A 26,028-nucleotide genomic window follows, 5' to 3' on the forward strand; every position below is an offset into this window, starting at 1 on the left:
ACAATCTTTATAAATTACGAGATAATTAACCATGATTATCTCGTTTTTTAGTTAATTTTGGTCATCTATGGAACAACTAAATCAAGAACATAAAACAATTTCTAAAGCAGCAAATATCATCGGTCTAGAAAAGGCAAAACTACCACCACAGGCAGTTGAGTTGGAGCAAGCCGTTTTGGGTGCCATGATGATTGATAAAAAAGGTTTGGATGAAATCATCGACATTTTGTCACCAGAAGTTTTCTACAGACCAGAACATCAAGCGATCTATGCCACGATTCAGAAATTGTTTAATGATTCGCAACCGATAGATTTGTTGACCGTTTCTAATGAATTGAAAATCAACGGAAAATTAGATCTTATAGGTGGGGATTATTATTTGATACAACTCACCCAAAAGGTCTCTTCTGCAGCCCACGTCGAATATTATGCCCGTGCGATTCAAGAAAATTACATCAAACGTAAATTAATCGAAATTTCATCAGAAGTGATCCAAAAATCTTATGACGACACTTCAGATGTGTTTGATTTATTGGATTTTACCGAAAGTAAATTATTCGAAATTACTGAAGGCGGTATAAAAAGAAGTTATGTCGAAGCACGTTCGTTGGTACACGAAGCGATCGATAAAATCAAAGTCATGTCGACCAAAGAAGGGATGAGTGGTTTACCCTCTGGATTTACCGAAATCGATAAAATTACTTCGGGGTGGCAAGAATCAGATTTGATTATTCTTGCTGCACGTCCTGGTATGGGGAAAACGGCTTTTATTCTCTCGATGGCAAAAAACATGACGGTAGATTTAAAAATTCCAGTGGCTGTATTTTCTCTGGAGATGTCATCGGTACAGTTGATTACCCGTATGATTTCTGGTGAAACAGGTATTTCTGGTGAAAAATTGAGAAAAGCACAATTGGCAGATTACGAATGGAAACAGCTTTTTACCAAGGTAAAAGGATTAGAAGAAGCTCCACTGTATATCGACGATACACCTGCACTCTCGATATTCGATTTGCGAGCCAAAGCGAGACGGCTGGTTTCGCAACACGGTGTAAAAATGATTTTGATCGATTATCTACAATTGATGACGGCAGGAGGGAAGGCAAATGGTAATCGTGAGCAAGAAATTTCGATGATTTCACGATCTTTGAAAGCCATTGCAAAAGAATTGAATATCCCTGTAATTGCTCTATCTCAGTTGTCACGTTCTGTAGAAACGCGCGGTGGGAGCAAAAGACCTTTGTTGTCTGACTTGCGCGAATCTGGAGCTATTGAGCAAGATGCCGATATTGTTTCGTTTATCTACCGACCAGAATATTACAAATTAGACGTTTGGGATGATGATGATGCAAGCCCTTGCGCTGGTCAAGCAGAATTTATCATTGCAAAACATAGAAATGGTGCTTTGGAGAATGTGCGTTTGCGTTTCATCAACGAGCAAGCAAAATTCACCGATCTCGATCGGTCTAGTTTTTCTGACGAAGTTACCATACAGAGCTCGATGAATAAGACAAAAGAATTTGGAGCAGATAGTGATTTTACTTTCGATAGTGCCATCAATTTACCAACTGGTAATCCGCTAGATTCGTTTTCTGGTTTAGACGATTTCAAGACTACCGACGAGCAAGATGATCAATTTCCGTTTTAAAGATTTGATAAGATTAATAATAAAAAAACTCCAAGATTTCTTGGAGTTTTTTGTGGTTTAAACGATTAGCAAATTATTTTTTGATCAATTTCTTTGTCACAATCTCTTTGCCTGTGTCTATTTTCAAAATATAAACACCCGCGTCTAGTTTAGAAGTGTCCAATTGCGTTCTGCTAGCGGCAACTTTTAGGGTTTGAGTTGCAACTTTTCGACCGGTAACATCTAGCACTTCAACATGGATAGTTGGGCCGAAAGTAGTATCAGAAATGTAAACAACGTCTTTTACCGGATTTGGGAAAATTTGTAAATCGGTTGAGCTAATTTTCGCTGTTGATAATTCACAATTCAGAACATCTGCTGGTGGCATATCGAATGCTGCAGTACCATCGGTTCTAGAGTTTGCGCTTCCTTGGTTTGCACTGTACCCTAATCCACGTCGAGCAAATGCAGACCAAATCTCACATTTGTTTTCGCCATTGTTGTTCGCTTCGTCTGCTGCCAAAATTGCATCGCGACCATCGACAAATCCTGGGTTACACGGTTGCATTTTCAATCCATCCATTACCAATTGCAAGGCAATATTATTTCCAGCAGTTCCATTGTAAATATCTGGTGAAAAACCATATTTATCAATCAGATCCCAGGTGAAATCCCACAACATGGTTGCCCAAACATACCCCGTACGGTGCGGAGAATCGGCATTACCATAATTTTTGATATAGGCATAAGTAGAAGGGTTTACCGACATATCGGTAGAATATTTTGTTGGTCTTATTCCGCCACCTTGTGTGGTTTGATTGATTGCAAAAGTTCCAATTCCTCTAGCTTTGGATCTGGTGTCGCCTGGTTGCATAGTCAATATCAAAGCGAAATAATCGCTCCATCCTTCTCCCATCTGTTCCAAGTTAATCAGACAAGAACTGCTCGAGAGTGGTCCCGTAAGACGGGTAGAAATTCCATGTCCATACTCATGCGCAATGATTCCGTTATCTAATGAACCATCTATATACGGTGTGTCTGATTCGTTTAATCTACCGCTAACAGTAGTTCCGCCCGATAAAGTGCTGATGAAACTTGCTCCATCGTTTTGTTTTACCATCACCGATGGAATAGTAATCGTACTATCGGTACCGCCCATCACGATTGGATCTCCTGCAGCATTATTCACCATGATTACAGCTTTTGCTCCTGCGTTTTGTGCGTTTTTCACTTTTGTCACAAAATCACAATTTCCGCGTTGGATAACGGCAATATTGCCTGCAATATCTGTTGCGTTCGATAAGGTTGTACAGCCTTCATATGTGCTGCTGTCTGAAGTTGTTCTTGCGATAACAAAGTTTCCACTAACTGTTTGATCTAACGAAGGGCCAAAACTAGCTTTCACACCTTGGTAATTACCTGCGATAGCAGACGGCGAAGTCACCGATACCAAATATTCTACATAAGACGCTGGCGGATTCCATAAAAACATGGCCATTCTCGCCAAATATCCATCCGGATAAGTTGCAAATGTAGCATTGTTCAGTACACCTTCGTTGTATCGGGTTTGTGCTAAAGCTATGACCTCATCGTTCTCGGCACCTCCTCTTTCAAAGTTTCTTTTCTGGAAATTTCCATTCACTTCATCAAATCCGTAATTATACATGATGTCGTGCATCATATTGTTCATATAGAACAAATTGGTTGTTGCAGCATCTTTTGATTTGAAAGGATGTGAATTATGATTATAATCAAAATTAAACTCATAATTATCATTTCCTTTTACTTTACCGTCTAAGGTCACCGAATAGGCACTGTACGAATTGTAGCCAACAGACGAATGATCGTGCGAGGCACGTACATTGTTACCATAAGTCGAGGGTTCTAAGGTTCCAGCATATTTGTGCCAACCCTCTGGCGAAGCGGTGGTATTGGCAATTGCCGAATAGCTGTTGATACTCGAGCTTCCCGCGTTTGGCGCTTCTATTGGCAAGGCAAAAACTTTGTATTTTGGGTCTGAGCTGTCCATGGCAAATTCTGCCGTCAACCAACTGTAGTCTTGGCTATTTTGATCTTCTTCGAAATTGGCAAAGGTGTGTGGATGAAAATCACACGATAGGGTAACGCTGTGCTCGTGTAAAACTTTCCCAGTATTTACATCAACCAAAACCATATGCCCATCATTCGATTTTTCGGTTTTTACTTGTACCATAAATTCCTTTACCAAGTGATAAACCTGATCGGTATGCAAGTAATAATAGATTTTAGAATCGAACTCGTCGTATACGTAAACGCCTTGGTTTTTAATGGTTTCGTCTTTCTTAATTACATAAGTACTCAGATTGAAATATTGTCCGACTTTGTCCAATAAATCTGCAGTGCTCAATTGATTTTTCTGACTTGCGAATTGGTTCGATTGCAAGTTCAGGCTTTCTTTACCAGCAAAATGCAAGACATTATTTTCTTTGAATGTAAAATTTCCATAGGCATTGTAAATCGGAATTCCCTCATATTCGAATTGTACGAATACTCGTTCTGATTTGTTTTTTGCGTTCGGAATTGTCTCTACAATAGAAAAGTCTAAATTTGATACTGTAGAGGTGAATTGATTTTGATTTAAAAATTGTTGGATCTGTGTTTTATAATCTTGTGCAAATGTTGGAACACTCAATAAAACGACAGATGATAAAAGTAAAAATTTCTTCTTCATGTGTCTAATTTTGGTAAAAGTAAACTTTTCGGTAACATTTACCCAATTTTAATCATAAAAAAAACCTTCGAATGAAGGTTTTATATTAATTGAACATTTCTTTTACACGATCGAAAAAAGATTTGTTTTGTTTACTTGGGTCGGGCGAGAAGTGTTTGTCGTCTCTCATTTTTTCGAAAAATTCTTCTTGTTCTTTCGAAATTTTTTCTGGTGTCCAAAGGTTTACATGTACAAATAGATCACCTTTACCATAACCGTTAAGGTCTGGTACTCCTTGACCTTTGAGGCGTAAAACTTTACCAGATTGCGTTCCTTTGTCAATCTTTATTTTTACTTTTCCGTTGACGGTTGGTATTTCTTTAGACCCTCCTAAAACCGCATCGGGTATAGAGATGTACAAATCATAATGTAGATTGTTGCCATCTCGTTTCAAGAGATTGTGCTCTATCTCTTCTACCAAAACAATCAAATCTCCTGGAATTCCGTCAAATGGAGCGTCGTTTCCTTTTCCTCTTACTTGGAGCTGGATTCCGTCGCGTGCTCCAGCTGGAATTTTAAGGTCGATTGTTTCTTCTACTTTTATCAAACCTTGATTGTTTGCTCCAGGTGGGATATGGTCTGCAACTTTACCTATGCCGTGGCAAGTGCTACAAGTTGTTGCCGATTGCATCTGCCCAAATGGCGTATTCATCACGCGAACTTGTTGTCCTGTACCGTTACAAGTCGGACAAGTCTTAGAGGTTGTGCCTTCGGCTTGTTTTAGGCGTTTTACTTTTATTTTCTTATCCACACCATTGACCATTTCTTCTAGCGTAAGTTTTACCCGAATGCGAAGGTCTGTCCCTTTCACACGGCGAGGTCCACGCGATTGACTGCCACCGCCAAAACCACCAAATCCGCCACCGAAGATATCGCCAAAATGCGAGAAAATATCTTCCATGTTCATTCCGCCACTGCCTCCAAATCCGCCGTTGTCGCCAACTCCGGCATGACCGTACTGATCGTATCTTGCACGTTTGTTTTCGTCGCTCAATACTTCGTAGGCTTCTGCAGCTTCTTTGAATTTTTCTTCGGCTTCTGTGTCTCCCGGATTTTTATCTGGATGATACTTCAACGCCATTTTGCGGTAGGCTTTTTTGATCTGATCTGCCGATGCCGATTTATCTACTCCTAATATTTCGTAATAATCTCTTTTAGACATAATTTTTTTTTAGATTACATTCCTACTACCACTTTGGCATATCGAATTACCACATCGCTCAACAAATATCCTGTTTCTATTACATCTACAATTTTGCCTTTCAGTTCTTCTGTTGGTGCAGGAATTTGGGTAACGGCTTCGTGAAAATCGGTGTCGAAATCATCTCCAGCATTTACTTCGATTGGTTTTAGTCCTTTTTGGCGTAGCGTATCGAGCAATTTGGTCTGAATCAATTCAACTCCTTTGTAAATGGCTTCGTCTGTACCAGATTCTATGGTAGGCAATGCACGCTGAAAATCGTCGAGCACAGGCAATAATGCCAAAATGACTTCTTTGTTGGCAGTTTTGAATAGTTCGATTCGTTCTTTATTTGTTCTTTTTTTGTAATTATCAAACTCTGCGAACAAGCGTAAATATTGATCTTTTTCTTTTTGTATTTGTTCTTTAATTAGATCAAGTTCTTTGTTATCAGTAGTTTCCTCTACATTTTCTTGTGAAATATTTCCTTGATTCACTTCTTCGTTATGATCTAATTCGTTATTTATATTTTGTTCTGACATCATGCTTTGTTTTTGTTCGTGGTCTTAATTTTCAAATAGTTTGCCAACTGTTTTTTTATGTCTTATTGTCATAAAAAAAAACATCCTTCGATTTGAAGGATGTCAGAAAATTTGTTTTTCTAATTATTTTTAAAATTTAAAATTAATCTTTGCATTGAAAAACCTACCCGTCAATCGGTTGGGAACCGAATAGACTTGGGTGGTGTTTACGTCTCGAACCCAAGTATTGCTGATTTCGTTTCGAATATCGAAAATGTTGAACACATCCAATCCGACCGATACTTCTTTGAAGTTTCGCCAGAAATCTGTTTTAGGCTTTAGATCCTTTTCGTTGATGAATTCTTTGACAAATCCAATATCTACTCGCTTGTAATCGTTCAGAAATTCTTGATATTGGTATGGATCTGCGTATTGAGGCGAACCCATTGGTAGACCAGAAGCGTACACAAAATTTACATTCACCTTAAACGACGGGAACATCGGCATATAGTCTTGAAAAAATGCTGTTGCTCTGAAGCGTGGATCGGTCGGCAGGGAGATATTTCCGCGATTGTCGATATTTTGATAAGCGCGAGCATAAGAAACCGAAAACCATGAATCTACCCCTGGCACAAATTCACCAAATAAGCGCGCATCAATTCCGTAAGCATATCCTTCCGAATTGTTGTTGGCTTGGTAGCGAACTCTTACATTGTCTACGTAATATGGATTGAGGTTGTTCAAAAGTTTATAATACACCTCTGTCGTCAATTTGAATGGTCGATCCATCATCCTGAATTCATAATCGCTTCCTAAAATAAAGTGAATCGATTGTTGCGCTTTCACTTTGTCGTTCAACGTGCCGTCTAATCTTCGTATTTCACGATAAAAAGGCGGTTGATAATAAATACCCGAAGCGAAACGGAACAGGATGTCGGCATCCCAATCTGGTTTTATGGCGATTTGTGCTCTCGGACTGATGTTGAATTCTTCGTTATAATCCCAATAAGTTGCACGCAAACCGGCATTGATCATCACTTTGGAACGATTCCAAAAGAATTTCGAGCTGTATTGTGCATAACCAGAAAATCGATTAGTCTTCAAAAAGTTTCTGGCGTTTACGGCATAATGCAAATCTAAACTATTGGTCTGGTTCGGAATCGAATAGCCTACAGAATCCAAAACTTGCCATTCGCTCAACTGATCGCGCACATCTTCTTGTTGGTATTTTATACCCCATTCGATGTCGTTGTTGACATTCAATTTGTATTTTCCTTTGTGTTGTATTCCGTAGACCAATATATCGAAATTGTTTCGTGCATGATCGATTTGCGACCCTACATCGTAGGTTTGCGTTGCATTACCATTTTGATCAACTTCCGAAATAAGATAGGCTCCATGAATATCAAAATATTCTTGCTCTTTGGAATGAAAACCAAAAAAATCAACCGCTAGATCCAACTTCTCGTTGGCTTTATAATTGAATTGTAGATTTCCGGTTTCGGTTTGGAATTGATCATCTTCGCGTCCGTCGTAGAAAACCGTCAGCAACAAAGGATTGGTCAACGATCCAAAATAGGTTTCCCGCGTGTTGGGTTCCATTTCGTAAGTAGATTTGGTAAGCGTTCCCAAGAAATTTACATTCCATTTATCATTGATTTGATAATTCAAAAAAGTTTGAACATCGAAATATTTCGGATTGAAATCGGTATCGCCATCCAGTGTATTCAGAATCAAATTACGGTTTTGGTAACGACCACCAACTATTGCAGAAAATTTTCTGTCGTTTGTGCCGTGTCCCAAAGTAAGACTTCCGCCCATCATATTGGCCTCGAATTGCCCTTCGAAACGATGCGGACGCTTGTAATAAATATCCAAAACCGACGACATTTTATCGCCATATTTTGCTTCCCAACCTCCTGCAGAGAAATTTACGCTTTGGGTCATGGTTGGATTCACAAATCCCAAACCTTCTTGTTCGCCAGCCCGAATCAATTGTGGGCGATAAACCTCCATCCCGTTTACATAGATTAGATTTTCGTCGTAATTACCACCACGAACCATGTATTGCGAACTCAATTCGGTATTGGATGAGACATACGGTAGCGTTTTCAACAAATCGGTAACACCCCCTGTAAGGCTTGGTCCTGCAGCCATTTGGGCAGGATTGAGCGCTATACTTTGCAAAGCAACGGGTCGTCGTTGAAAGCTGACTTCTGCAACTTGTAATTCTATTCTTTTGTTCGGATCTTCAACCAAACGAACGATCAGTTCTCGGGTTGCATGATCTGCCAATTTCAGGCGTTGTGTAAAGGGTAGTCTACCTTCTTGTGTAATAGTTACGAACACCTCTTCGTTGGAAGGGATTTCGATGATAAAGTTCCCTTCGTTATCAGAGTAGACTTCTTTGTCACCCACTGTAACAACCACATCTTCCAAGGGAAAGTGATTTTCGTCTATAATTTTTCCTTTTACATTTGCAGTTTGGGCGTAGAGCAATCCTGATAATAAAAATACACCAAGCGAACTAATCGTTCTTAGTGATTTGAGCTGTGTAAGTTGCAATATTGTTTTTTTCATCCTTCACGGTTAATTCTAATTGGTGCGAACCATTTTCGACACCTTCTTTATTCAGATCTATGGTTAGCAAATCTACTTTTTTATCATATTCTGCCAAAATCCATTTCTCATTTATATAGGCTTTATATTCTTTTATTCCAGATTGTGTGTCTTTTATCTTGAAACGGATAATACCATTTTTCGAAGAAAACACACTTCCGTTTTTTACATTTATCGGGTTGATACTTGGTTTAGTGACATCTAAATCAATCGAAAACACTCCGAAATCACGCGTTTCTCCAACGAGTTTTCCATTTTTCAATTCGGTTTTGATGTAATCTTTTCTCCAACTTCCACGTTTCATGTATTCTCTAACAATCATGGCTTTGTCGAGCTGAGCAGTCGGAATGGTATTGCTCGGATCTATTGTAAGCGTATAATAGGAGTGGAGAGGCATATAATAATCGCCGATATGGTATTTTCCGTTTACTTTTTGGTAGGATAGCGAGGTGTCGTGGTAAAATACACCTTCCGGAAAATAGATTTCAATTTCATCTTTTGCAAACTCATTGTTTTGGTTCCAGCTCATCCGAGTTTCACCATCGGTTGTTTTGGCTACATCTGGTCTAGCTTTGCCATTCAGACTGAAGGTTGATGAAGTCGAGTTTCCTGCATAATCGGTGACTACCATTTTTATTTTGTAGGTTTTATCTTCGAGTTTGAGGGTGCCATAATCTTTTAGATTCGAAAATAATCTCAAAGGATTTCCTTGTTGCACGTGCGATTGATAAACCCAGCTATTGTTTTTCTGAATATCTTTGAAGTCGCAAACGCTATTGATTGCTCGAGTTTCGTCAAACGCAAAACGATTTGCGGTAAAGCCATAAATCTGCTCATCGTCTACGAAAATATCGATTTTGTACGTTCCGTTGTTATTCTTAGCGCCGTTGTGTTTATCATAAGTTTTGATGCCGAAACCTATCCGACCTTCAGCATTCACAATTCCGCCGGGCGCAACACTGCTTCGAGCATTTTTACCATTCACGCTGCCTTCTATCGGATAGACGTACATTGCGACTATAGAAGGTTTTGAGCTGTCTGGAACGTCAAACCCAAAAAAGAACGGATTGATTGGTTCTTCTGTCTTGGTATCGCGAATTTCGAAATGCAAATGCGGACCTCCAGAGCCTCCAGTATTCCCCGAAAACGCAATCAAATCACGCTGCGAAACTTTCAATTCGTTTACTTTCGGATAAATTTCGACCGCAAAAGATTCTTTCGCATACTGGTGTTTTCGCACATATGCCGCAATTTCGTCGTTGAAGCGTTGCAAATGTGCATATACCGTTGTATAACCATTCGGATGATCGATGTAGAGCGCGTTTCCGTAACCCGTTGGCGAAACGTTGATTCTAGAAATATAACCATCGCCAACTGCAAAAACGTGCAAACCTTCTCTTTGTTGAGTTTTGATGTCCAATCCGCTGTGAAAATGATTGGTCCGGAGTTCTCCAAAATTTCCAGAAAGATAATTCGTAATGCCCAATGGATTGATAAAATCGCCTTTTGGATAAGAATCTACTGGTGGTAGAGCTTGTTTGTTTTGCGAAAATCCAAGCTGTGACAGCATGATCAAACTCAGGACAAAAATTTTCTTCTGCATTTTAGTACACTTATAGATCGAATTCGTTAGTCAACAAATATATAAATATTCAATTTCATTCCTTTATCACGATACCATAATATTTAATAAACTTTCATTTTTTTTCTTACGATAAAAAACGTCAAGTGTATAAGTTAAATCTCATTTTGAATATAAAAGGATGAAAGTTTAATATAATAAAACAACAAAGCATCATGAAAATTAAAAACAAAAAAACGTCATAAAGGTTTAAAAACAAGAATCTTATAGAAAATTTTCAGAAACCTTTGGAATATTATTGTTAAGCTACCGAAAAAATATTAAATTTGCATTCAAAGCTAGATTAAACTGATCACTCTATGAGCGTTGAAAATTTAGGATTCAAGAAGTTAGAAGCTAAAGTTTTGGCAATTTTAGAGCATCATCAAAATATACTAAATGAACGGGATGAATTGCAAAAAGAATTGGCAATTTTGAAAGAGAAGATGAGTGAGATACGTTCACAAAATATTGCTTTAATAGATCAAGTCAACCATTTGAAAATGACGAATGCGATGAGCGGAAATCAGGAACACCGTAAAATGATGAAGCTCAAAATGAACAAATTAATCAAAGAAGTTGATGCTTGTATTGCACAAATAAAAAATAAAAATTAATGTCGACGCAGCGAATAAAACTGATCATAGCCAGTAGACACTATCCGCTCACGATTGCATCGGAAGATGAGGAATTGGTGCGCAACGCTGCAAAAGAAATTAATGAAACCATTCGATTGTTTGAAGAAAAATACGCCGTAACAGACAAACAAGACGTCTTGGCGATGGTTGCGATACAGTATGCGATAAAAGATTTTAAATGGCAACAAAAAGCCGAAGGAGCCGATCAAATTCCAAACAATGAAATTGAAAGATTGATTGAGAGAATTGATCACGCTTTGGCAAAAAAATAAAGAGAAGTTCTCATTGTCTAATAAATAGACAATACATCATATTCCTACATTAGTTCTAGCTATTTGGTTAACTCAACACTTATATTGTTAATGAGTGAACACCGTCCGGAAAGCGGGCCGCAACCCTCGGGTTCATCGATCACCGATTGATGACAGCGGATTATTGACTGGCGGAATAACTCTAATCCTGTTTTTGGGAGTTAACGCAATACACGTCGAACTAATGTAGGTTTTTTTTTATATTATTAGTAACATCAATAACTATGGACGGATTAACAATTTTAATTGGAATTATTACCCTTCTAGTTGGTGCTGCAATTGGTTATTTTTTATCAAAAAAATCAGTCGATAAAGAAAATCAATTATTAATAGATCAAGCGAAAAATCAAGCCGACACTATTATCAAAGAAGCCCAAAAAGAAGGAGAAGACATCAAAAAAGAAATAATTTTTCAGGCAAAAGAAAAGTTTTTAGAATTGAAATCAAAACACGAAGAAACGGTCAATCAGCGCGAGCGAAAAATCTCTGAACACGAGTTTAAGCTCAAAGAACGCGAAGATCGTTACAAATCGGATTTGGTTGATTTACAAAAAGCAAAAGACGATTTGAAGTCTGAAGTTGGAAACTTGAAAGCTCGTACCGAAAAATTGAATATCAGACAAAAAGAAGTCGATACGATGCACAAAAAACAAGTAGAGGTTTTAGAAAAAATATCGAATTTCTCTGCCGATGAAGCCCGCGCAGAACTGATGGAAATTTTGAAAGATGAAGCCAAAACAAAAGCACAGACACACATCCAAGACATTATGGAAGAAGCAGAGCTCAATGCGAAAAATGAAGCCCGTAAAATTGTCATTCAAGCTATACAACGCATTGGTACAGAGCAAGCGATAGAAAATGCTGTGTCGGTTTTCAACATCGAATCAGACGAGATCAAAGGACGCATTATTGGACGAGAAGGGCGGAACATTCGCGCCCTAGAAGCTGCTACAGGTGTAGAAATTATTGTAGATGATACGCCAGAGGCAATCATTCTTTCTTGTTTCGATCCGGTGAGACGAGAAATTGCACGTTTATCATTGCATCGATTGGTGACCGATGGGCGAATTCATCCAGCTCGTATCGAAGAGGTTGTCGCTAAGACCACCAAACAAATAGAAGATGAAATCATCGAGGTTGGTAAAAAAACCGTGATGGATTTGGGTATTCATGGTCTACACAAAGATTTAGTAAAAATCGTTGGACGCATGAAATACCGCTCTTCTTATGGGCAAAACTTATTGCAACACTCGAGAGAAGTTGCCCATATTGCAGGCACGTTGGCAGCAGAACTCGGGCTCAATGCAAAATTGGCAAAACGTGCAGGACTATTACACGATATTGGTAAAGTTCCAGAACAAGAATCAGAGTTACCACACGCTATTTTGGGCATGCAATGGGCCGAGAAATATGGTGAGAATGCCGAAGTGATCAATGCAATTGGGGCTCACCACGACGAAATAGAAATGACTTCGCTTATTTCGCCAATTGTTCAAGTAGCCGATGCCATATCTGGAGCAAGACCTGGTGCGAGACGTCAAGTGTTGGAATCCTATATCCAACGTTTGAAGGATTTAGAAAACACTGCATTGAATTTTGATGGAGTAGACAAAGCCTATGCAATACAAGCAGGACGTGAATTGCGAGTTTTGGTAGAAAGCGAAAAGGTAGACGATGTCAAAGCAGCCGAATTATCGTTTTTGATTTCTGATAAAATTCAGAACGAAATGACCTATCCTGGTCAGGTTCGGGTAACGGTAATTCGCGAGACCAGAGCAGTGAATATCGCACGATAAGAAACCTTAGATACCATGTTGAAAACCGCTCTAAATGAGCGGTTTTTTTAGCTTTATAATTAAAAGTTATAAAAATGTAAATATTTGATTATCAAAAAAATAATAACTTGTTGATAACCTTTCGAATATTTAACCAGTTCCGTTTGTCCAGAATCAAATACTTGTCCTAAATTTGGTGTTGCCGATAAACAATAAGAAAATTCTCAACCAACCGTTAAGCTATTTTCGATATTGATTTCAGTAAAAAAAAATTGAAAAATTACTTAAAAACAATACTTAATACTCATTGAATACTATGTCAATTTTTGATAAGCGAATTAATTATAAACCATTTGAATATCCAGAAGTTTTAACCTTTACAGAGGCGATAAACAAAGCATTTTGGGTACACAGCGAAGTAGATTTTACGGCAGACACCCAAGATTTTCACTCTCATCTTACCCCAATAGAACGCACAGCCGTTAAGCACAGTTTGTTGGCAATTGCACAAGTAGAAGTGGCGGTAAAAACGTTTTGGGGTGATATTTACGACCATTTTCCGAAACCTGAGTTCAATGGCTTGGGCGCTACTTTTGCCGAGTGCGAATTTCGTCATTCAGAAGCCTATTCTAGATTATTAGAAGTATTGGGATACAATGATGAGTTTCAAAAATTAATGGAGATTCCCGTGATCAAAGAACGTGTTGAATATTTATCGAGTGTGTTGAAAAACACAAAATCTGCCGATAATAAACAATATGTCATCGCCTTGATTTTGTTTACCATTCTGATCGAAAACGTTTCATTGTTCAGTCAGTTCGCCATTATACTCTCTTTCACCCGTTTCAAAGGTTATATGAAAAACGTTTCGAATATTATCGCTTGGACTTCTGTTGATGAACAAATTCATGCAAATGGCGGAATTTATATCGTGAACAAAATACGCGAAGAATTCCCAGACTTTTTCGATGCATCAACGGTAGAAGACATCCGAAATGTAGTAAAACATTCGCTCGAGGTAGAAGAGCGCATTCTCGACTGGATTTTTGTTGATGGAGAGTTGGAAAACATCAAAAAGAAAGACTTACTCAATTTTATGAAATATCGAGTAGACGACAGTCTGGTGAAAATTGGTATCGAAAAAGTATTCAATATTTCAGCAGAACAATATCAACCAATGGCATGGTTCGAAGAAGAAGTTTTTGCCAACAGTTTGGACGATTTCTTTGCCAAAAGACCAGTAGATTATACCAAACACGACAAAAGTATTACTGCAAACGATTTATTTTAACAACCCCTATATCTAAATAAAAAACTATGGACACACCACTTCGTACGTTACCAATAGATGACACAAGCGAAAGCCTATTCGAAGGAAATGCACCAAAACTTTGGTGGAAAAATTCTGAATCTGAACAGATCTTGAACCGTGGATACTTGTTGAAAGGTGAAACGGTAGAAGGCGCTATTGACCGTATTACAGCAGCAGCAGCTAGACGTCTGTATAAGCCAGAGTTACAAGAGTCATTTAAAGAAATGATTGAAAGGGGTTGGATGAGTCTGAGTTCGCCAATTTGGGCCAATATGGGAACAGAACGCGGCTTACCTATTTCTTGTTTCAACACACATATCCCCGATAGCATAGAAGGCATTACGCACAAGTTGGGTGAGGTCATCATGCAAACCAAAATTGGTGGTGGAACTTCTGGATATTTTGGGGAGCTGCGCGAGCGAGGTTCGGCAGTTACCGATAACGGAAAAAGTAGTGGAGCAGTAAGCTTCATGAAATTGTTCGATACAGCGATGGATACAATTTCGCAAGGTGGTGTGCGACGTGGAGCTTTCGCTGCATATTTGGATATCGATCATCCTGATGTTGAAGAGTTTTTACAAATCAAATCCATCGGAAATCCAATCCAAAATTTGTTTACGGGCGTTTGCGTACCCGATTATTGGATGCAAGAGATGATCGATGGCGATATGGACAAGCGTCAGATTTGGGCAAAAGTCTTAGAATCGCGTCAAGAAAAAGGCTTACCTTATATTTTCTTCTCCGATAACGTCAACAGAAATAAACCGCAGGTGTACAAAGACCACAATATGCGCATCAACGCAAGTAATCTTTGCTCAGAAATCATGTTGCCATCGTCGATAGACGAATCCTTTATCTGCTGTTTATCATCAATGAATTTAGAGTTGTACGACGAGTGGAAAGACACCGAAGCTGTGCGATTGGCAATTTTCTTCTTAGATGCAGTTTTACAAGAATTCATCGAAAAAACCGAAGGAAATTATTATTTATCTGCAGCAAATCGATTTGCAAAACGTCACCGCGCTTTAGGTTTAGGTGTTTTGGGATGGCATTCTTACCTCCAAAAAAACATGATTCCGTTCGAAGGGATGGAAGCCAAATTGCGTACAACAGAAATTTTCAAACATATCCAAACCAAAGCCGATAAAGCATCAGAAGAATTGGCTCGTATTTATGGAGAACCAGAATTGTTGAAAGGCTATGGCCGACGAAATACGACAACGCTGGCTATTGCGCCAACGACTTCTTCGTCTGCAATTCTCGGACAAACTTCGCCAGGTATAGAACCGTTCTCATCGAACTATTACAAAGCTGGTTTATCGAAAGGGAACTTCATGCGCAAAAACAAGTACCTGAAAAAATTGTTAGAAGAAAAAGGCTTAGACAACGAGGATGTTTGGCGTGGCATTATGCTCAACGGTGGCTCGGTACAACACATGAGTGAGCTGAACGAAAACGAAAAAGCGGTTTTCAAAACCTTTAAAGAAATTTCTCAATTAGAGATTGTGCAACAAGCAGCAATTCGCCAGAAATTTGTTGATCAATCACAATCATTGAACCTCAATATTCCAGCCGATTTACCGGTAAAAGACGTCAATCGATTGATGATAGAAGCTTGGCAACTGGGCATCAAAACATTGTATTATCAACGTTCGCAATCAGTTGCAAAAGAATTAGTATCAAACTTGGTGAGCTGCTCTAGCTGCGAATCATAGAAAGATAGATTTTAATTAATAATTGAAAAGCTTTCCTAGCCAGGAAAGCTTTTTTATTGAAATGCAGCTTTTACTTTTGGTAATATTTTATCGCCATAGATTTCGATCGATTTCATCATTTGCTTGTGCGACGGACTGCCAACATCTAGATGTGCAGAAAAACGCGTAAGCCCAAATTTTTCAATAATCGAAATAATTTTCTCTATCGACTCTTCGGCGTCCCCAACAATTAAATGCCCATACGGTTGACGACCAAAATCATAATGGCTACGCTGATAAGGTGGCCAATTTCTCGATTTGCCTATTCGATCCATCTGTGCACTATAAAACGGGTAAAACCAATCGGCAATATTTGGAGAATGCTCACCAAAAAATGAATGCATATGAACTCCAATTTGATAGTTCTCTGCTGGATGCCCACTGTCATGATACGCCTGATGATACAACTCGACCAAACCCTCGAAATTTTGCCATTCTCCTCCAATAATCGCAAGCATGACGGGAAGTCCTAATTTTCCAGCTCTTATGATCGATTGTGGTGTACCACCAACCGCAATCCAAATTGGCAACTGCTCTTGTTTTGGTTGTGGATAGATGGACTGATTAACTAATGGTTTTCTGAATCTGCCAGACCAATTCACGACTTCATGAGTGTTGAGTTGTAATAATAGATCTAATTTTTCAGAAAAAAGTTCGTCATAATCCTTGAGTTCGTAGCCAAAAAGCGGAAACGATTCGATAAAAGAACCTCTGCCAGCCATAATTTCGGCGCGCCCGTTTGAAAGCAAGTCAACCGTCGCAAAATCTTGGTACAACTTGACTGGATCTGTCGAGCTGATTACCGAAACTGCGCTACCCAACTTTATTCTTTTGGTCACAGTAGCCAATGCCGCCAAAATAATTTCGGGCGATGCAACAGCATAATCTTCTCGATGATGTTCACCAATTCCAAAGAAATCAATGCCCAATTCGTCCATCAATTTCACCTCTTCAACAATTTCTTGCAAACATTGCTGTGGCGATTGTATTTTTCCTGTGATGCGGTCTATTTGGAGGTCTCCAAACATCCCAATTCCCATTTCTAGCATAATGAATTATTTTACTCCAAGTTCGGGATAATTGATCGATTGTGCATTGATATAGGTTAAGTATTGAAAAAGTCAGATGCAGGCTTGGTTTTAGCCATGGATAGCTTCTTTATCACCGTAACTTTTGATGAGTTCGCCTTCAAACTCGAGCCATTCTTTCCAACGTTTTTCTACATCGACATCGGTGCTGTATTTTCTAGCAAAATTCAAAAATGTGGTGTAATGATTGGCTTCGGAAACCATCAGATCATAATAAAACTTTTTCAGTTCTTCGTCTTTGATGTTTTGTGACAAAACTCTGAATCTTTCACAACTTCTGGCTTCAATCATAGCAGCAAACAGCAAACGATCTATAAAAGCCATGTTGCGAGAACCGTCTTTTTTGCAAAATTTCAACAATTGACCAACATAATCATCCTTGCGCTCTCTGCCCAAAGTATAGCCTCGTTCTTTGATGATGTTGGTAACCATCTGAAAATGTTGCATTTCTTCGATGGCAATCTCGGTCAATTCTTCCACCAATTCTGCGTGTTCAGAATTATTCGTAATCAAAGTTATGGCGTTGGTCGCTGCTTTTTGCTCGCACCAAGCATGATCTGTTAAAATTTCTTCTAAATTTTGTTCTGCAATATTGGCCCAACGGGGATCGGTTAATAATTTTAATCCTAACATGATTGTGATTTGTAGTGACAAAATTACAAATAAATTGACAAGAAAACTCCAAATTACACCCTATCCTACCCAGATAAAGCTTATTTTTACCACATGTCAGTTAGGAAAGTTTTGTTCATCGGTTTGGTCTGGCCAGAACCCAGGTCTTCGGCGGCAGGTTGGCGAATTCTTCAACTTATCGAATTGTTTCGAGTGATGAACTATCAAATTCATTTTGCGTCTACTGCACAGAAAACACCGTATTCCTATGATTTGGCAAAAGATGGTGTAATCGAACAATCAATTTTGTTGAATGATGCCAGTTTCGATGATTACATAAAAAAACTGAATCCAGAAATGGTGGTTTTTGATCGCTTCATGGTCGAAGAGCAATTTGGTTGGCGCGTGAAAGAACAATGTCCGACAACTATTCGAATTTTAGATACAGAGGATTTGCATTTTGTGCGGCGGTCGCGAGAATTGGCTTATAAGAAAGATGTTGCGGTAGATTTTAGCAACAGCGATGACTTCAAACGCGAAATGGCAAGTATTTATCGATCAGATTTGTCGTTAATTATATCGGCTTTCGAGATGGAATTGTTACAAAATGAATTTAAATTAAATGCAAATCAATTGTGTTATTTGCCTTTGTTAGAAAAGCCGAATGAAACCTATTTGCCTGAATTTGAGAAGCGAAAAGATTTTTGTTTTATCGGAAATTTTATACACGAGCCAAATTATCAAACCGTAATTCTGCTCAAAAAATTGTGGCCGAAAATCCGTAAAGCTCTTCCGAAAAGCGAATTGCATATTTATGGTGCGTATGCGACGGCTAAAGTGAAGCAATTGCATCAGCCGAAAGATGGATTTTTGATCAACGGTAGGGCAGAAGATGCCCGAGAAACATTGCAACATTACCGATTATTGCTTGCGCCCATTCCGTTTGGAGCAGGCCTCAAAGGCAAATTCATCGATGCGATGGCTGTGGGCACGCCCAATATTTGCTCGAGTATCGGGGCAGAAGGAATTGTTCATGATGAGTGGGCTGGAACGGTGACAGATACCGATGAAGAATTTATTGAAAAAAGTGTAGCCTTGTATCAGGATAAGAAACAATGGCTCGAAAAGCAAAAAATTGGAATTAATATTTTGAGGACTAATTTCGATTTTGACCATTATAAAAATAAATTTGAAAAGCAGATAGAAGATTTAAGATTAAATATTACTAAATTTAGAAAACAAAATTTTGTGGGAGAAATCCTTTGGTTCGAGAACAATTTGGCTACAAAATATTTGGCTAAATGGATAGAAGAAAAAAACAAAAAGCCCTAACCCGAATCAAAAATTTCGGAACAAAAGCAAGTCAAACTTAAAAATCAAAACAACGATGTCAGTATCATTTAAAAAAGAAATCAACGGAAACAAAGGAGAATTCATCGCAATATCGAACGAACAGCAAGTAGGATTTGTAACGTTCTCGGTTGCGGGTGAAGACAAAATAATCATCGATCATACCGAAGTGCAGAAACAATTCAAAGGTGAAGGGATTGGCGCTCAACTTATCGAATTTGCCGTGAATGACGCAAGAAATAACCATTACAAAATTTCGCCCCTTTGTCCTTTTGCAAAAGCTGAGTTTGAAAAACATTCAGAATACCAAGATGTTTTGGCATAGCGCGAAAAGAGCGTACAAAGTTTATAAAAAAGTAGTATTTTTAGCTAGAAAATCAAACGACAAAAATAATGATTAATAAAAAAGTAAACTCTGTAGCGGAAGCTTTAGCTGGTGTAGAAAGCGGAATGACATTGGCGATAGGTGGCTTTGGATTGTCTGGAATACCAGAAAATTTAATTCAGGGATTGGTCGATAAAAAAATCAACAATCTTACCTGCATCAGCAACAATGCTGGGGTAGATGATTTTGGATTGGGCCTATTGTTACAACAAAAACAAATCAAAAAAATGATTTCTTCCTATGTTGGAGAAAATGCAGAATTCGAACGACAAATGTTATCGGGAGAGTTGGAGGTAGAGCTCATACCACAAGGTACTTTGGCAACTCGATTGATGGCCGCTGGTTATGGAATGCCTGCAATATTCACACCGGCAGGAGTCGGAACCGAAGTTGCAGAAGGTAAGGAATCTCGCAAATTTACTTTTCATGGAATAGAAAAAGAATACCTTTTAGAATATGCCTTCGAGCCAGATTTTGCGATTGTAAAAGCTTGGAAAGGAGACACTGCTGGTAACTTGATTTATAGAGGAACTTCTGGAAACTTCAATCATCCAGCTGCCATGTGCGGTAAAATTACGATTGCCGAAGTTGAAGAATTGGTAGAGCCAGGAGAACTCGACCCGAATCAAATTCATACTCCAGGTGTTTTTGTTCACCGAATTTTACAAGGTGAACGTTATGAAAAACGCATCGAACAGCGTACAACTCGTCCCAAAAAATAATACCATAAAACCAGAGAAAAATGTTAGACAAAAACGGTATTGCAAAACGTATTGCAAAAGAAGTAAAAGACGGATATTATGTAAACTTAGGAATTGGAATCCCAACGTTGGTTGCGAACTTTATTCCAGATGGTATAGATGTGGTGTTGCAAAGTGAAAATGGACTATTGGGAATGGGACCATTTCCTATAGAAGGAGAAGAAGATGCCGATTATATAAACGCTGGTAAACAGACCATTACAACATTACCTGGATCTGTATTTTTTGATTCTGCTTTAAGTTTCGGAATGATTAGAGCTCGTAAAATCAACCTGACGATTTTGGGTGCGATGGAGGTTTCGGAAAATGGCGACATTGCCAATTGGAAAATTCCAGGTAAAATGGTAAAAGGAATGGGTGGAGCAATGGATTTGGTGGCTTCTGCCGAAAATATAATTGTTGCCATGCAACACGTCAACAAATATGGCGAATCGAAATTGTTACCTGAATGCACCTTGCCATTAACAGGAATTCGATGCGTGAAAAAAATTGTAACCGAATTGGCTGTGTTGGATGTTTTACCAGAAGGAGGTTTCAAATTATTAGAACGCGCACCAGGTGTTAGCGTAGAAGAAATACAAAAAGCAACAGCAGGTAAATTGATTGTCGAGGGTGATATTCCCGAGATGAAACTCGATTAGAGCAGATCAAACTACATCGTATCTGCAATTGACATTTGCAAATTATTGCACGTTGTATGATTCGAATAGAAAGTTTTATGAGACTTTAATAAAAAATAATATTCCTTACTTCAAATGAAAGTAAGGGATTTTTTTTGCGGAGAGAGGGATTCGAACCCTTGCAATCCTGCTATTGAAAATCAACACGTTAAGTATCGGATTAGTATAAATTATTGTTGTTTTTTGTGCAGTTTTTGTGCAGTTGGATCAATTGTAAGTCTGCTTTCTATTTCTTTGAATATATCAGAATTTAATTTTTTAAGATCCTGAAAATCCATTTTATCAAGTCCAAAATCTAACTTACTATATTTGCCAGTTAATAAATAATTGAGATCGATACCTAATTTTAAATGCAGTAGCTCCAATTTAGAATTAGTTAATTCGCCTAAACCATTCTCAATTCTATTATACTGACCTTGTGACATATTAAGGATTAAACTTATTTCTCTTTGCGTCAAATTACGCTTCGTTCGTTCGAATTTTAAACGAATTGCAGTATCATTCATTCGTGCTAATATTTTTGAAAACTCCATTTGTTATACTTTTGTTCTCAAGCCCGTTAGAACCCCCACTCAATAGTCCTGAAAATCTTCCTGATATTTTTCTATCTTTAAATTCAGTTACCAAAAATTCTCCATTACATGGATTACAACCCCAATACTCTGAACCTATATTCATTGTAATTGTCAAGTCATTGCCTGAATATTTTTTTCCAACTATTAACGGATTCGAATTTCGAACATCTATAAAAAGATCATCGGCAGTTTCTTCAGATTGATTTGGCGATTTACTTATGTTTGAAATAATAGTGTTCATGCTATTATATGGAGCATACCATGTCCATCCGATGTAATGATCATGTTTGTAACTAATTACATTATAAAACTTTTGATTATCAAAATCAAACTCCAACACAGGTGAGTCTTTTAAGTCTTTATTATGCTTGTAATTGTCAGAAATACATCCAATAAAAGCAAATGACAGTGTTGAAAATAATATTAGTTTTTTCATTAGTAAAAGTATTTGTTGTTTCTTTTTCGTTTTAAGTCAATAACATAAAACAAAGCTTGCACTTCGTCCAAATTCAAATCAAAGTCTGGCACCATTTGATTGTATGAATGACAGGTAATGATTCCATTTTCTACATCATGATTAGAAATATTCTTTAATAATGGATAAGGATTTCTCGTAGTGTATATTACCCATTCAGGGAATTCAAATATTTTCAATTTAGAACGCCAATGATCACGCTTCAATTCACGAGTTAACAAAATATCATCAGGCAGGATGGCTGTTAATGGATTGTCAGAAGTCATACTGTCGTTAATAGTCTTGAAGCAAACATAATTGCCTTGCATTGGCTTGTCAACAATAAATGATTCTACTTCTGGATATGATGTAATGTATTCAACATCTTGATAGTAGTCCAAAAAGCTCGCTTGAGCTGCTGCATTTAACATAGGCACAATCATTTGATATTTTCCATTCGGTACAGGAATAAACTGTACGCCAAAATTATTTGTATAGATTTCATTTTCAGTCACAATAATATCCTTTTGCCATTCAGGTAAATGATTATCAACAGTGACAGCCTGCATGTCTACAATTTCATCAGGAGGAAAAACACTATAAAGCTTATCTGCAAAATCTTTTGTCAAAGGAACCTTGCCAGTTGTAATCTGAGAAATATAACTCTGACTTGAATCAATCATGTTTCCTAATTCAGTTAGATTCTTGAAGGCTTTTCTTTTTTTTAACTGGCTTATAAACTCTTTGAAAAATTCTAACGAATATATTTTATCAGAATTCATATTATTATTTTTTTATTATAATATATTATATACAGTTATAATATTTATTATATTTGCAAATACAATGTACAATAATACACTCGCGATATAATAAAATATAAGTTAAAAAATAGTTAAAATGAAGAATCAAGTATTACTTAGTCCCGTTCAGAAGAAAAAATTAAGAAGGGATATAATGATGGTCAGTGATTATAAAAAACTGTATGTAAGTGTTCCTTCAGCGAATCAACTGAAAACGATAAGGCTTCAATCGATTTGATACAGACAGTTGAAGGTTTGCGCATGGAACTAAAAGGGATGGAGAAAAAGCTGTAGTAGCTTTCTTTGGAGTAATGGCTGCACCTGCGGTATTAGGAGAAGTTGTTGTCTACGGATCTATTAAAGTTGTTGCTGCAAAAGCGATTGTCAGTACAACTGCACAAATATCTACCTTTGAAAATTTAGAAGACTTTAAAGCTTTTGATGTCGCAGATGTAGCTGCAGATACTTTTCTTATTCCAGGGGTATCGGGAGCCGTTGGTGGCGCAATAGATTATAAACCTTTAAAAGGTGGTTTAAATATTAATTCTGATGCTAATACAATTATTGTAAATAGTGCAACGAGTTTAATTTCAGGAGGTATGGGTTCAAGATTTAATTCGGCTGTATCTCAAATGCCAACTGCAACACAAGCAGCTACTGAAGCAATGATCAGTTTACCAACTGCAATAATAGAACAACAAGCTAATAAATCATATAATGAATATCGAAATAAATAAAACTAAATTATTTTTAATAATTATTGTTATTATGTTTCTAATAGTAAGTTTAATGGGTACTTATTTAAGAAATGATCTTAAAAAAAATTATATATATACCATAGCGACGATTGATGGAGTTTCTATTTTCGGACGTAGTACCACAAATAGTGTTAATTTTAAGTATTATTATAATAATGAGATGAAAATTAGTAGTTATAGTTTTCCAAATGATAGCACAAGATATTATAAGTCACAAATAGGAAAAAGGGTTTTAGTAAAAATGAGTGATAAAGAGTGGTCATATATGTTATATTCAATTAATAAATTATATATTAATAAACCTGTTCCAGATAGTATAAAAGAAGCTCCATCAGAAGGATGGAAAGAATTACCTACTTGGGCAAAATAAATAAATTCACAATACCACAAAAGGCAAATGTTTGTTTGCCTTTTGTAATTTCATAAGGTTGCTACATTTTTCTGAAAGAAATCCTTAAATTTTTTCTTAGTCAGCATAGTTTCAATCATACCAAAAACAATCGTTTTGTCTTTTTCTTCAAGCTCAGAAATAAGTCAAACCTGTTCGTTTGCAGTTTTATCTTCAAGCGTTATTTCTGTAGGAACTTCATTACCCATGTGTACAATTTGGTCAATCGTAATTCCATAAAATTTAGCAAGTTTATCTAACAAATCAACAGCGAGGGATTTACCGATGGCACGAACGCCGGTGATGACTATACGTACGAAGAAAACGATTTTCGAGAAAAAGTTTTAATAAAAGTTTTTAGAAGAAACCGAACGAAGTTCTTTAATACAAGATTTAAACAAAAACATTACCGAAATAAAATACAATCACCTAAATTTACCTACAGAAGTTATTTGGAACAGCAACAAAAGGATACATTACGCCTACGATGCAAACGGTGTAAAGTTGAGAAAAATTGTAACCGATGGTACCAAAGTGACCACCACAGATTATTTAGGTGGATTTCAATACAAAAACAATGATTTACAATTTTTCCCAACATCAGAAGGCTATGTAAATGTGGTGACCAATAAAGTTAGTGGCGGCAGAACTTATAATTATGTTTACAACTATGCAGATCACTTAGGGAATGTACGGGTGAGTTACGCTTGGGATGAAACTGCCCAAAAGCTAAAAATCTTAGAAGAAACCGAGGAACGAGGTTCGCCGAATACCAATAAAAAATAAAGTGATATGAGGCAAAACCACACAGCTACGCTGGCAAGTTTCGATTTGGAAATTCTCAATTTCCAAAATCTCACTCGTCCTTTTGGTTTGAAACACAGAGGCTATACAGATTTGGTACAAGTGCCTGTGGAAATAGGTGTCGGTGTAGGAGTTGAACCTGGAGGAATAGGTGTTATATCTACCGACTATTCGGGGTCTCATTCTTATAATTATAAGTACAATGGTAAAGAGTTAGAAGACGCAATGAATTTTAATATATATGATTACCATGCTAGAATGTATGATCCGGTAATAGGAAGATTTTTGAGTGTGGATCCGTTGGCGGAACATGCTTATGAATTTTCACCGTATAATTACGCATATAATGATCCTATAAACTATATAGATAGTGATGGAGAATTACCAATGATTGCAATGGGAGCAATAAGTGCGTTCATAGATTTGGCCAGTCAAATTATAGCTATTTCTATAACAAATCCTGAGATGTCTTTTGAACAAATGATAACTTCAGAAGTGAATTATTATAGTGTAGGTGGATCATTTATAACTGGAATGCTTGGTGGGGGAATGGGAAATGTTCAAAAATTAGGTAAACTTTGGGGGCAACTAGAGAAGTCAGGTGTTTTAGACAAAGCCTTAGATGGTAAAAATGCTTTAAATAGTATCTTTCCACAAATAGCGCAGGGTGCAATTATAAATACAACTACTGCAACATTATTTCCAAAAGGAAATGATAACCAAGGAAGTGAAAATAAAAAACAAGGTATTCTCACTGTTGGTACTGCGACCATTACAAATCCAGGCTGGGAAACAGGAGGTTCAGGTTCTTCAGGAAGTGGTAGTGATGGAAGTTCAAAAGATGGTAATTAATATAAAATTATGAGTAAAACAATACAATTTCATATCGGGATGATAATTGCGGCTGCATTCTTTCTGCTAATATCATATCTGCCTTATAACAGTAGTGTAAGAGCATTGCAAGATCAGCATTTGATTGAAGTGGAAATAGATGATGTAAGTTGCAGAAGCTATAAGTCAAAAAGTGGGTTTTATTTTTATTATAAAGAAAAATACCATCATGTCGATATATTGGGAAAATCTTGTAAAGGATTAAGAGATGGAGACAGTTACAAATTGCTTTATGATAAAGAAGGAGATAAATTTAAAGATTTAGGATATGCTTTGATGATTAGAAATCGATTAAAATATTATATTATATTTTTTCTTTTAACTTTAATTCCTTACCCATTAATTTATAATAAATTCGTTAAAAAGAGTTAG

At 37.3% G+C, this 26,028-nt stretch carries 25 protein-coding genes; 15 read left to right on the plus strand and 10 right to left on the minus strand.

All coding sequences use genetic code 11. The features are described from left to right. The first annotated feature begins 67 nt into the window (after window positions 1-67). A complete protein-coding gene (dnaB, locus tag BN8061_RS09315; protein WP_068598682.1) occupies window positions 68-1,648 on the plus strand; it encodes a replicative DNA helicase in 1,581 nt (526 codons plus the stop codon). 73 nt (window positions 1,649-1,721) lie between these two features. On the opposite strand, the gene BN8061_RS09320 is transcribed toward dnaB, so the two are convergent. The 5 genes from BN8061_RS09320 to BN8061_RS09340 all read right to left on the minus strand — a co-directional run bounded on the left by BN8061_RS09320 (window position 1,722) and on the right by BN8061_RS09340 (window position 10,299). Continuing rightward, window positions 1,722-4,337, minus strand: coding sequence for a T9SS-dependent M36 family metallopeptidase (locus BN8061_RS09320; RefSeq protein WP_068598684.1), 2,616 nt, complete (start codon window positions 4,335-4,337; stop codon window positions 1,722-1,724). Window positions 4,338-4,422: 85 nt separating this feature from the next. Further along, window positions 4,423-5,538, minus strand: coding sequence for a molecular chaperone DnaJ (dnaJ, locus tag BN8061_RS09325; protein WP_068598686.1), 1,116 nt, complete (start codon window positions 5,536-5,538; stop codon window positions 4,423-4,425). Window positions 5,539-5,552: 14 nt separating this feature from the next. After that, window positions 5,553-6,101, minus strand: a complete 549-nt coding sequence (locus BN8061_RS09330; RefSeq protein ID WP_068598688.1) for a nucleotide exchange factor GrpE — start codon at window positions 6,099-6,101, stop codon at window positions 5,553-5,555. Between the two features lie 126 nt (window positions 6,102-6,227). Then, window positions 6,228-8,657 carry a TonB-dependent receptor plug domain-containing protein gene (locus BN8061_RS09335; RefSeq protein WP_068598690.1) on the minus strand — a complete coding sequence of 810 codons (2,430 nt, stop codon included), beginning with the start codon at window positions 8,655-8,657 and terminating at the stop codon, window positions 6,228-6,230. After that, window positions 8,605-10,299 (minus strand): M23 family metallopeptidase, encoded by a 1,695-nt coding sequence (locus BN8061_RS09340; RefSeq protein WP_094745935.1) that lies wholly within the window; start codon window positions 10,297-10,299, stop codon window positions 8,605-8,607. The genes BN8061_RS09335 and BN8061_RS09340 overlap by 53 nt, the downstream gene beginning before the upstream one ends. Window positions 10,300-10,637: 338 nt before the next feature. On the opposite strand from BN8061_RS09340, the gene BN8061_RS09345 reads away from it, so the two are divergent. The 5 genes from BN8061_RS09345 to BN8061_RS09365 all read left to right on the plus strand — a co-directional run bounded on the left by BN8061_RS09345 (window position 10,638) and on the right by BN8061_RS09365 (window position 16,068). Then, window positions 10,638-10,934, plus strand: a complete 297-nt coding sequence (locus tag BN8061_RS09345) for a hypothetical protein (RefSeq protein WP_068598692.1) — start codon at window positions 10,638-10,640, stop codon at window positions 10,932-10,934. Next, window positions 10,934-11,227, plus strand: a complete 294-nt coding sequence (locus tag BN8061_RS09350) for a cell division protein ZapA (protein ID WP_068598694.1) — start codon at window positions 10,934-10,936, stop codon at window positions 11,225-11,227. The genes BN8061_RS09345 and BN8061_RS09350 overlap by 1 nt, the downstream gene beginning before the upstream one ends. A 263-nt stretch (window positions 11,228-11,490) precedes the next feature. Next, window positions 11,491-13,062: a ribonuclease Y gene (gene rny, locus BN8061_RS09355; RefSeq protein WP_068598696.1), complete on the plus strand. Its 1,572-nt coding sequence runs from the start codon at window positions 11,491-11,493 to the stop codon at window positions 13,060-13,062. A 295-nt stretch (window positions 13,063-13,357) separates the two neighbouring features. Further along, window positions 13,358-14,332, plus strand: coding sequence for a ribonucleotide-diphosphate reductase subunit beta (locus tag BN8061_RS09360; protein ID WP_068598698.1), 975 nt, complete (start codon window positions 13,358-13,360; stop codon window positions 14,330-14,332). Window positions 14,333-14,358: 26 nt separating this feature from the next. After that, window positions 14,359-16,068: a ribonucleoside-diphosphate reductase subunit alpha gene (locus tag BN8061_RS09365; protein ID WP_235802730.1), complete on the plus strand. Its 1,710-nt coding sequence runs from the start codon at window positions 14,359-14,361 to the stop codon at window positions 16,066-16,068. A 53-nt stretch (window positions 16,069-16,121) separates the two neighbouring features. Here the strand turns inward: BN8061_RS09365 and BN8061_RS09370 are convergent, their stop codons facing one another. Together BN8061_RS09370 and miaE are read right to left on the minus strand one after the other, a co-directional pair. Then, complete coding sequence (locus BN8061_RS09370; protein WP_068598700.1) at window positions 16,122-17,156, minus strand: Atu2307/SP_0267 family LLM class monooxygenase; 1,035 nt, start codon at window positions 17,154-17,156, stop codon at window positions 16,122-16,124. A gap of 90 nt (window positions 17,157-17,246) precedes the next feature. Next, window positions 17,247-17,828 carry a MiaE family protein gene (gene miaE, locus BN8061_RS09375; RefSeq protein ID WP_068598701.1) on the minus strand — a complete coding sequence of 194 codons (582 nt, stop codon included), beginning with the start codon at window positions 17,826-17,828 and terminating at the stop codon, window positions 17,247-17,249. A gap of 93 nt (window positions 17,829-17,921) precedes the next feature. Here miaE and BN8061_RS09380 point away from each other — a divergent pair, with 93 nt between their 5' ends. The 4 genes from BN8061_RS09380 to BN8061_RS09395 all read left to right on the plus strand — a co-directional run bounded on the left by BN8061_RS09380 (window position 17,922) and on the right by BN8061_RS09395 (window position 20,944). Beyond that, window positions 17,922-19,139 carry a glycosyltransferase gene (locus BN8061_RS09380; protein WP_068598702.1) on the plus strand — a complete coding sequence of 406 codons (1,218 nt, stop codon included), beginning with the start codon at window positions 17,922-17,924 and terminating at the stop codon, window positions 19,137-19,139. 55 nt (window positions 19,140-19,194) lie between these two features. Then, on the plus strand, window positions 19,195-19,482 hold the full coding sequence (locus tag BN8061_RS09385; RefSeq protein ID WP_068598703.1) for a GNAT family N-acetyltransferase: 288 nt from the start codon (window positions 19,195-19,197) through the stop codon (window positions 19,480-19,482). Window positions 19,483-19,550: 68 nt separating this feature from the next. Beyond that, a complete protein-coding gene (locus BN8061_RS09390; protein ID WP_068598704.1) occupies window positions 19,551-20,264 on the plus strand; it encodes a CoA transferase subunit A in 714 nt (237 codons plus the stop codon). Between the two features lie 20 nt (window positions 20,265-20,284). After that, a complete protein-coding gene (locus tag BN8061_RS09395; RefSeq protein ID WP_068598707.1) occupies window positions 20,285-20,944 on the plus strand; it encodes a 3-oxoacid CoA-transferase subunit B in 660 nt (219 codons plus the stop codon). Window positions 20,945-21,153: 209 nt separating this feature from the next. Here the strand turns inward: BN8061_RS09395 and BN8061_RS09400 are convergent, their stop codons facing one another. The 3 genes from BN8061_RS09400 to BN8061_RS09410 are packed head-to-tail and all read right to left on the minus strand — an operon-like array spanning window position 21,154 to window position 22,794. Further along, a complete protein-coding gene (locus tag BN8061_RS09400; RefSeq protein WP_068598709.1) occupies window positions 21,154-21,489 on the minus strand; it encodes a helix-turn-helix domain-containing protein in 336 nt (111 codons plus the stop codon). Continuing rightward, a complete protein-coding gene (locus tag BN8061_RS09405) occupies window positions 21,482-21,994 on the minus strand; it encodes a hypothetical protein (protein WP_068598712.1) in 513 nt (170 codons plus the stop codon). The genes BN8061_RS09400 and BN8061_RS09405 overlap by 8 nt, the downstream gene beginning before the upstream one ends. Beyond that, a complete protein-coding gene (locus BN8061_RS09410) occupies window positions 21,994-22,794 on the minus strand; it encodes a helix-turn-helix domain-containing protein (RefSeq protein WP_068598714.1) in 801 nt (266 codons plus the stop codon). Before BN8061_RS09410 ends, BN8061_RS09405 begins: the two co-directional genes overlap by 1 nt. A gap of 332 nt (window positions 22,795-23,126) precedes the next feature. Between BN8061_RS09410 and BN8061_RS09415 the strand changes: the two genes are divergently transcribed. The 5 genes from BN8061_RS09415 (at window position 23,127) to BN8061_RS09435 (ending at window position 26,028) form a co-directional block, all read left to right on the plus strand. Beyond that, entirely contained in the window at window positions 23,127-23,552 is a 426-nt protein-coding gene (locus BN8061_RS09415; protein WP_068598716.1) for a hypothetical protein, read from the plus strand. Further along, window positions 23,533-23,943 (plus strand): hypothetical protein, encoded by a 411-nt coding sequence (locus tag BN8061_RS09420; protein WP_094745937.1) that lies wholly within the window; start codon window positions 23,533-23,535, stop codon window positions 23,941-23,943. Before BN8061_RS09415 ends, BN8061_RS09420 begins: the two co-directional genes overlap by 20 nt. Window positions 23,944-24,465: 522 nt before the next feature. Further along, window positions 24,466-24,747, plus strand: coding sequence for a hypothetical protein (locus BN8061_RS09425; RefSeq protein WP_068598718.1), 282 nt, complete (start codon window positions 24,466-24,468; stop codon window positions 24,745-24,747). 6 nt (window positions 24,748-24,753) lie between these two features. Beyond that, the gene (locus BN8061_RS09430) at window positions 24,754-25,617 is read left to right on the plus strand and encodes an RHS repeat-associated core domain-containing protein (RefSeq protein ID WP_068598720.1); all 864 of its coding nucleotides are present in this window, start codon (window positions 24,754-24,756) and stop codon (window positions 25,615-25,617) included. A gap of 9 nt (window positions 25,618-25,626) precedes the next feature. Then, window positions 25,627-26,028: a hypothetical protein gene (locus tag BN8061_RS09435; RefSeq protein WP_068598722.1), complete on the plus strand. Its 402-nt coding sequence runs from the start codon at window positions 25,627-25,629 to the stop codon at window positions 26,026-26,028.

It is taken from the genome of Vaginella massiliensis (genome assembly GCF_900089075.1).
Taxonomy (GTDB): domain Bacteria; phylum Bacteroidota; class Bacteroidia; order Flavobacteriales; family Weeksellaceae; genus Weeksella; species Weeksella massiliensis_A.